At 72.7% G+C, this 7,318-nt stretch carries 6 protein-coding genes and 1 pseudogene; 4 read left to right on the forward strand and 3 right to left on the reverse strand.

All coding sequences use genetic code 11. The features are described from left to right. Positions 1-97 precede the first annotated feature (97 nt). The 3 genes from OP79_RS32025 to OP79_RS32035 all read right to left on the reverse strand — a co-directional run bounded on the left by OP79_RS32025 (position 98) and on the right by OP79_RS32035 (position 1,913). Entirely contained in the window at positions 98-964 is an 867-nt protein-coding gene (locus OP79_RS32025) for a tyrosinase family protein (protein ID WP_033325141.1), read from the reverse strand. Further along, positions 948-1,487, reverse strand: coding sequence for a tyrosinase family oxidase copper chaperone (locus tag OP79_RS32030; protein WP_281193279.1), 540 nt, complete (start codon positions 1,485-1,487; stop codon positions 948-950). Before OP79_RS32030 ends, OP79_RS32025 begins: the two co-directional genes overlap by 17 nt. 186 nt (positions 1,488-1,673) lie before the next feature. Further along, a complete protein-coding gene (locus tag OP79_RS32035) occupies positions 1,674-1,913 on the reverse strand; it encodes a hypothetical protein (RefSeq protein WP_033325142.1) in 240 nt (79 codons plus the stop codon). A 777-nt stretch (positions 1,914-2,690) separates the two neighbouring features. Here OP79_RS32035 and OP79_RS32040 point away from each other — a divergent pair. From OP79_RS32040 to OP79_RS32055, 4 genes and pseudogenes are all read left to right on the forward strand, one after another. Beyond that, a complete protein-coding gene (locus OP79_RS32040; protein ID WP_051745080.1) occupies positions 2,691-3,914 on the forward strand; it encodes a glycosyltransferase in 1,224 nt (407 codons plus the stop codon). Further along, positions 3,911-5,515 (forward strand): sugar transferase, encoded by a 1,605-nt coding sequence (locus tag OP79_RS56490; protein ID WP_033325165.1) that lies wholly within the window; start codon positions 3,911-3,913, stop codon positions 5,513-5,515. The genes OP79_RS32040 and OP79_RS56490 overlap by 4 nt, the downstream gene beginning before the upstream one ends. 7 nt (positions 5,516-5,522) lie before the next feature. After that, complete coding sequence (locus tag OP79_RS32050; RefSeq protein WP_033325144.1) at positions 5,523-6,863, forward strand: O-antigen ligase family protein; 1,341 nt, start codon at positions 5,523-5,525, stop codon at positions 6,861-6,863. Then, positions 6,860-7,318 (forward strand): annotated as a pseudogene (locus tag OP79_RS32055) (murein biosynthesis protein MurJ); the annotation flags it as partial. The gene OP79_RS32050 and the pseudogene OP79_RS32055, both read left to right, overlap by 4 nt.

Here is a 7,318-nt window from a genome sequence, read left to right on the forward strand (position 1 = left end):
GCGCACCTCTGCGCACGGGCGCGGGACTCCTCCGGGCGCTGGCCCGGACAGGTCTGAGCACCTCACCCGTACCCGCTCCATACCCACCCCGTGCCGGCTACGCGTACCTATAGAGCCCGCTGTGGTCCTCCACCTCACCGGGCGTCACGTCCCACGGCGGCATCCTCTCGTGCCGCGCGACGACCCGGCCGTGCTGCGCGTCGCCCGGGGCGAGCGGCCCGGCGGGGAGATAGCGGGCGCCCGGGTGCCGCCGCTGCCAGCGGGACCAGAGGAGGTCGACGAAGGCGTGGTGCAGCCAGAAGACGGGGTCGTTGACGGAGGCACCGCCGACCATGTGGCCGCCGACCCAACGGTGGACCCGGTTGTGGGTACGCCACGAGACGGCGCCCCGCCCCGGTCCCCATCCCTCCAGCTTGTTGCGGAAGCCCTTGGCGGACGTGGAGTTCCAGGGGGATGTGTCGTAGACGGGGTCGCCGAGGGCCCGTTCCAGATCCCCGGCCGTGGGCAGCGCGATCGGGTCCCGCCGGCGGCTCAGGTCGCGCGTGAGGAACTCGGTGTCGGTGAGCCCCACCTTGATGGTCCACTGGCCGTTGCGGTGGGCGAAGGGGCCGGTCACGACCTGCCGGTCGGACTGCCGCCCGGTGCCGCCGAGCAGGTCATCGGTCCACGGTACGGCCGTGGTGGTGCGGTTGCGCGTCCAGTCCCAGTACGGCACGGTCACCGAGTCGTCCACGCGGCGCAGCGCTTCCTCCAAGTCCAGCAGGAACCGGCGGTGCCAGGGCAGGAAGGAGGGCGCCATGTGGGCGACGCGCAGCCCGGCCTCACCGTCGGAGCGGGAGTACTCGATGTGTGTACGCACGAACTGCTCGTACTCGCCACGGCGTTTCACCTCGAGCAGCGCGTCGACGAACCGCCGCCGCTCGGACCGGGTGAGCGTGCTGACGTCCTTACGCGTGTACACCACCGCGGTGATCCCCCTCGGCTCCCTGGCCCCCGCCCGGCGTACGGCCGCTCCTGTCACCCGGCACACCTCCTGGCGCGCCCAGCTGTGCGGTGGGGCCGAGTTCGTCGACGGCCGCGCGCGCGGCGGCGAGTGGAGTCGCGTACGACTGGTAGTGGTCGACCATGCTCACCCAGCTGCCGTCCGCCCGGCGCATCAGATGCAGCGGCCGCCCGTCCACGGCGACGTACCACACACCGGATCCGCCGCCCCCGGACCACCCGTCGTCGTGCCTGACACCGACGATTCGGCGCCCGCGATACGTCTCGTCGAACCGCGACTCCTGCGCCCCCGCCGATCTCCTGGCCGATCCCGACGCCACCAGGAACGGTACGGACACCATCCCGAGCACCGCCGCGGACACCCCCCGCACCACCCGCCGCCGCCCCATGGTCTGCCCGAGGTCGGCAACGGCTGACGAGCTGTCGCCGACGGGCTCGGCCGCTCTGCATACCGGCGTACACCTCAGTGGTCTGCTGGTAGGCAACGGTCTGTCTCCTTCTCGTCCCTGTGCGGAACATGACCAAAGGGCCGATTCCGCATACGGCGGAATCGGCCCAGGGGCGGTCACAAGCACCCGATACACAGATTCGGAAAGGAACCCCGTTCGAAATCCGAGCGAGCGAAAGCCTGAGACGAAAGAGCCCTCAACCACTCAGTTCTGCAGGAGTTCTCAGCGCCCCAGTCGGCCGTTACCGACGACGCCCGTCTTCTTCTCGGGGACCTCGGGCACCAGACCCTGCTTCGTCAGGGCGAGCACCGTCTTCAACGGCCCTGCCTGAGTGAGGGTGCTCACCTTTTTCTTGAGGTCGACGGGCTGGACCCCCGCGGCGTCCGCAGCGACAGCGGGAGTGGCGAGACCGGCCACGAACAGAGACCCGGCAACGATGGCGGCAGCCTTCAGAGACTTCATCGTGTTCCTTTCTTCGGCAACTCGAAAGTCGCCAGCGCGAATTGCTTCACCGAGACCAACGAACCCCGGACGCCGCGGAAACCCCGAACACGGCAAATTCCGGTCCGCCGCAGAAAAGGTCACCCGAATGAAGGGAGTGTCTTATCCGCGTTTCTCATCCTCCTATGAACGCGGGGCGGAGCGGCTCGAGTCCGACCGCAGCAACAGACGCCGTACCGATCCGCAACAGGGTCGGCACGGCGCCCGGGCCGAGCTGCGCCTGCTTCGCCTCAGGCGCAACTCCCGTTCTCAGAAAGGCCGTGTCACCGGCCGCGCCGGAGGCGGGAGCCGACTCCGGCGCGCGAGTGCGTTCCCGCGCCGTGTCGGTCGCCAGGGTGCGTGGGGCCTTGTGACCACCCTTGAACCGGCGAGCGCACACCGCAACCGAGCGAGCGCGCAGTACGACCTCCTGCCCCTCACGACCAGGCATCGTCACTGGTGAGCGCCCCCGTCGGACCTCCAGAGGCTCCGCCCCGTTCGGCGCAGCATCCCGGCAGCACCGGCCGCGCGATCGCCGACACGAGGCGGTAATTTAAACACTTCGTCACTCTTGCCCGATATGTGAAGTATGCCGGGATAGAGTGACGCGTCATCAGCCGAATTCGACGTTCCTCGCGAAAGGGCAACGCCGGTCATGCGTCACGCCCAGGGTCTTTCCACTGCGACCCGCACGGGGTTCCGCCCGTCCAATGACCCGTCAGGGCGGGATGGCCGCCCCTCGGGTCGACTCGCACAGTGATGGTCAGCCGGTCTGCCGGACCGTCGCGCGGCACGTCGCGGCCGGGGACTTCGCCGCGCGTCCTCCACGTCACCCAGCCGGTGGACGGCGGCGTCGCAGGCGTCGTCACCGAGCTGGTGCGTGTGCAGCGTACGGCCGGTTTCGATGTCACGGTCGCCTGCCCCGACAGCGGCCTCACCCAGACGCTGCGGGAACTCGGCGCGGACGTACGGCACTGGCCCGCCACCCGCGCGCCTGGACGGTCGCTTCCCGTGGAGGTACACCGGCTCGCGCGCGTCCTCGACGAGGTCCGGCCCGAGGTGCTGCACGCACACAGCGCCAAGGCCGGGCTCGCCGCCCGACTGGCGGTCAGGGGGCGGATCCCGACGGTTTTCCAGCCGCACGCCTGGTCGTTCGAGGCGGTCGGCGGGCTCACGGCGGCGGCTGCCCTGACGTGGGAGCGGTGGGCGGCACGGTGGGCCACCCGTGTGGTGTGCGTCAGCGAGGCTGAACGCGCACGAGGTGTACGTGCCGGGGTGCGCGCCCACTGGCAAGTGATCCCCAACGGTGTCGACCCGCGGCGTTTCCACCCCGCCGACAACGCCGTACAAGCCGACACCCCCGTACGAGCCGCCCCCACCCCGCTCACCACCCTCGATCCGTCCGCCCCCCTGGTCGTCTGCGTAGGACGGCTGTGCCGGCAGAAAGGGCAGGACGTGCTGCTCCAGGCGTGGCCCTCGGTCCTGCGGCGGGTCCCCGCGGCCCGGCTGGCCCTCGTCGGGGACGGACCGGACGAGGAACAACTGCGGGAACACGCGCCCGAGGGCGTGCTGTTCGCCGGTGCCGTCGCCGATGCCGTGCCCTGGTACCAGGCCGCCGACCTGGTGGTGCTGCCGTCCCGCTGGGAGGGCATGGCGCTGGCACCGCTGGAGGCGATGGCGTGCGGTCGGCCCGTGGTGGTCACGGACGTGGCCGGGGCGCGCGAGAGTCTGCCGCCCGGTCACCGGGCGCACTGCCTGGTGCCCCCCGGCCGGCCGGGCCCGTTGGCCGACGCGCTCGCAACGGCGTTGCTCGATCCGCTGCTGCTCGAGTCGCTCGGCCACCAGGGGCGCCACCACGTACTGACCGCGCACGACGTGCGGCACTCGGCCGAGGCGGTCGCGGCCCTCTACCGCGAACTCCTCGGCGCCGGACGCGCGGTGACCCAGGAAACCATCGAGTGCAGGGAGTCCAACCGCTCGTGACCGTCGAACGCACCGTCTCTCCCATCGCAGCCCAGCAACCGGAGCAGGAATTCCTGCCTGTCCCGGTCCCCCCTCCCCACGAGGCCCCCGGCGGCTCCGGGTTCCCCGCGAGACAGCGGGCCGTGGCCCGGCACGGCCCGGCGCTGCCCCTGCTCGTCGTGGACGCGACGGCCGCACTCACCGCCGCTCCGGCTCTCCCCCACCCCCTGCTGACCGCACCACTGCTGCTCGCCGTCCTCTGGCTGAACGCGCTGGCGGCGCTGTACCGCCCGGCCGCCGTACCCGCCGTACTGGACGAACTCCCCGCCGTCTGCGCCCGGATCACGGTGAGCTGGTGTGCCCTCGCGGCTCTGGTCGCGGCGCTCTCCCCGGCCCACGCCCCGTCCGCCCGTACGCTGCTGACCGGCGTCGCCCTGCAGACGGCGGCGAGCTGCGCAGGCCGCGGCGTGGTGCACTGGCGCCGCCGCCGGATGCTGGTCCGCAACCCCGCCGCCGCCCTCGTCGTGGGCCCGGCCACCACCGCCCAGCGCGTGGCCGCCGCCTTCCTGCGCCGCCCGGGCTGCGGCATCAGCCCGGTGGGCGTCCTCGCCGACGGCCCGGCCGGCGATGCGGGGCTGCCGGTGCTCAGCACGGACGAGGAGGTGCAGCGGGCCGTCGTCCAGAACGGTGTACGGTCCGTGCTCCTCGTCGGCTCTGTCGGCGAACACGGCCAACTGGTACGGGAGTTGGCCGAGGCGGGCTGCGCGCTGTGGGAGGTCGACGCGGAGGTGCCGTCGTACGACCGGGCCGGGATCCCCGCGTACGAGGAAGCCGGTCACACGGCCTGCGACCCGCCGGAGACCGCGACGGGTGAGGGCCGCGCCCCACACGACGGACCCGGCGGCCCGGGACCCGCACGCACCGGCCACCCGCCCTACGACTTCTACGGCCCGTCAGGAAGCAACCTCCACGGGGCCCGGCCCCACGCCCCCCGCGAGCGGATCGCCGGCTTCTCCTGCCGTCGCCTGGACACCGGCCGACGTCCCGCGCGACCCGCCAAGCGCGCCCTCGACGTACTGGTCTCGGGGGCGCTGCTCCTGCTCGCCGGCCCCGTACTGCTGGTCTGCGCGGCGGTGCTGCGGGCCGGCGAGGGGCCGGGAGTCGTCTTCCGTCAGGAGCGCATCGGCCAGGACGGAACCCCCTTCACGCTGTTGAAGTTCCGCACCCATCGCCCGGCCGACGAGCACGAGGCCGCCACCCGCTGGAGCGTGGCGGGCGAGCAGGACATGAGCCGGTTCTGCCGCTTCCTGCGCCGTACCTCGCTCGACGAGCTGCCCCAGCTGTGGAACGTCTTCCGAGGCGACATGAGTCTGGTCGGGCCGCGCCCCGAACGCCCGTACTTCGTCGCCCACTTCAGCCGGACCCACCCCGGTTACGCCGCCCGTCACCGCATGCGCACCGGCATCACCGGGCTCGCCCAGATCCATGGGCTGCGCGGCGACACCTCCATCGAGGACCGCGCCCGCTTCGACAACGCGTACATCGACGACTGGTCGCTGTGGCAGGACATCTGCATCCTGCTGCGCACGGCCGCCGCGCTGGTCCGCCCGACGGGGAGCTGACCCGCCGGTGAGCCACGCATACGCCCTGCCCGCCGCGCGCCGCCTGACGCCCGTCCTGCCGGTGGTCGCGGTGATCGCCGTGCTCGCGCTGCCCGTCGCACCGGGCGTCGAGGGCGGCGCGAGCCCTGCCGACGTCGCCTCCGGTGTCGTCGTCCTGTGCTGTGCGATCCGTCTGCTGCGGCAGCGGCGGCGCCCCCTGTCCCGTACCGCCGCCGTGGTACTGGGCCTGCCCGTGGCCGGGTTCGCGGTGGCAGCGGCGGGGGCCACGACATCGGGCGCGGGGCTCACCGGCTTCGCACGCTGGCTGCAGATCTTCGTGCTCGTCCCGGCCGCCGTCCTGCTGCTCGTCCGCGACCGGCGCGACGTCCGGCTGCTGGCCTGGTCGGTGGTGGCACTGGCGGTGTGGCAGGGGGCCGTCGGGGTGCACCAGTACGCGACCGGGACCGGCGCCTCGTACATGGGCCAGGAGATCCGGGCGGTCGGCACCTTCGGGCCGGGGGACATCATGGGGATGGCGACCGTGGTGGCGTTCGGGCTGGTGTGCGCGGTGGGCCTGGCGCTCGCACCCGGCTCCGTACGACAGCGGGTGTGGGCCGTGGTCTGCGCGCTGCTGCTCGTCGTGCCGCTGGCCGTGTCCTTCAGCCGGGGTGCGTGGATCGCGACGGCCGTCGCCTGCGGGGCGCAGCTGCTGCTCGCGGGCCGGCGGCGGGCGGTGGCGGCGGGTGCGGTCGTGGCCGCTCTCGCCGTGGTCCTCGTCGGCGGGTTCGGTGTCGGCTCCACGCTGTTGCAGGAGCGGGTCAGCAGCATCGGCCAGGTCGGCGACGCACCGGACCAGTCGGTCACCGACCGGTACACGATGTGGGCGGCGGCGGCCGACATGTGGCGTGAGCAGCCGCTCACGGGCGTCGGCCTCAAGGGCTTCCCCGAGCACCGTGACGGCCACGCCTCACTGGCGCTGTCGTCGGGCAGCGACATCGAGGGCGCGGGCACGGAGTACCGGAAGCAGCCGCTGCTGTCGCCGCACAACCTGTACCTGCTGGTGCTCAGCGAGCAGGGCGTCGTCGGGCTGCTGACGCTCGCGGGGAGCTGGCTGGCGCTGCTGGTGCTGGGGCTGCGGAGACTGGTCCGCGCCCGCAGAGCGCGGGACGCCGGCGACGTACCGGCGGCGGAATCGTCCCTCGACTGCGGGCTCGTCGCCTGCGGGCTGCTGATCTGGCAGCTGATCAACTTCGCGTACTCCGACATCGGCGGGCCTGCGGCCGTCATCACCGGCGTCTGCCTGGGGCTGACGGCGTGGTGGGCCCTGGGGGACTCCGGACGGCTCTCCGAGGAGGCTGCTCCACGATGACCGTTCCCCCTGCGCAGGCCGGGAACGCCACGGTCACCGCGGCGGGCTCCGGCACGGACGCCCCGGAAGACCCCGGCGGCAGAACCACGTTCGTCCCGCACGGCTTCCTCGCCAGAGCCGCGTTCGTCACCGTCGTCCTCTCCCTGGCCGGTGCCCTGCTGGGCCTCGGCCGGGACCAGGCGCTGGCGCATCTCTTCGGGGCCGGGAGCGAGACGGACGCCTTCCTGATCGCCTGGACCGTGCCGGAGTTCGCGGCGACGCTGCTGATCGAGGACGGGCTGGCCTTCGCGCTCGTACCGGCGTTCAGCGCGGCCGTGGCCCGCCGCGCCCACGGCGGCACTAGTGCCCCGGCAGGCAACGTTCGCCCGTCAAGGAGCGCCCGCCGCGGAGCGGCTGTGTCACCGCGGTGCGTGCTCTCGGCGTGCCGGGTGCAAGCCCTCGTACTGGACGTACTT

Origin of the sequence: Streptomyces yerevanensis (assembly GCF_000716805.1) — a bacterium.
Taxonomy (GTDB): Bacteria; Actinomycetota; Actinomycetes; order Streptomycetales; family Streptomycetaceae; genus Streptomyces; species Streptomyces flaveus.